The sequence below is a fragment of the Eggerthella sinensis genome, assembly GCF_003339815.1.
Taxonomy (GTDB): Bacteria; Actinomycetota; Coriobacteriia; order Coriobacteriales; family Eggerthellaceae; genus Eggerthella; species Eggerthella sinensis.
Genome location: NZ_PPTT01000067.1, coordinates 1 through 781, shown reverse-complemented (window position 1 = coordinate 781; position 781 = coordinate 1). Strand labels below are relative to the sequence as shown.

The following is a 781-nucleotide window of genomic DNA, read 5'->3' as shown; positions in this document are numbered from 1 at the left end:
GTCGCCCATCTAGCAGGCCCCCTTGCCGTCGAGCATCGTGACGACCGTCTTCGCTATCACGCGCAGGTCCACCAGGAAGGAGCGCTCCTCGATGTACTTGAGGTCCAACTCCACCATGTCGTCGAACGTCGTGTCGCTGCGGCCGGACACCTGCCAGTAGCCGGTGAGGCCGGGCTTGACGGAGAGGCGGCGCATGGCGCGCCCGTCGTACTGGGCCACCTCGGAGGGAAGGGGCGGGCGGGGGCCCACGCAGGAGAGCTGGCCCATGAGGCAGTTCAGGAACTGGGGGAGCTCGTCGACGGAGTGCTTGCGGATGAACCTCCCGATGCGCGTTACGCGCGGGTCGTCCTTGATCTTGAACAGCGGGCCGTCGGCCTCGTTGAGCTCGGCCAGGTCCGCCAGGCGCTCGTCGGCGTCGGCGCTCATGGAGCGGAACTTGTACATGTCGAAGGTGCGCACCTCGCCGCCGCGCCCGATGCGCCCGACGCGCTTCTGGGAGTAGATCGGGAAGCCGGGGCTCTCGACGCGGATGGCGATGCAGAGCGCGATCGAGGGGACGAGCAGCACCGCTATCGCGGCGAGCGAGAAGGCGATGTCGAAGGCGCGCTTCGCGAAGCGGTAGCCCAGGCGCCCGTCGGCGCGCTCGGGGGCGCGGAGGGGGCCCTCGGCCTCGCTCGTGAGCTCCGGCGCGAGGAAGGCGACGTCGGATGCCTCGAGATGCTCGGCGCGAACCCCCGGATCCCCGAGCGTTTCGGTTGACTTTACATAACCGCGCTTATCA

Annotated in this window: 1 protein-coding gene; it reads right to left on the bottom strand. The window is 68.8% G+C overall.

Annotated elements, in window-relative coordinates; genetic code table 11:
- Positions 1 to 9: 9 nt before the first annotated feature.
- Positions 10 to 781, bottom strand: a 772-nt coding sequence (locus tag C1876_RS17410; protein WP_211309582.1) for a sugar transferase, incomplete at its 5' end; no start/stop codon positions are given.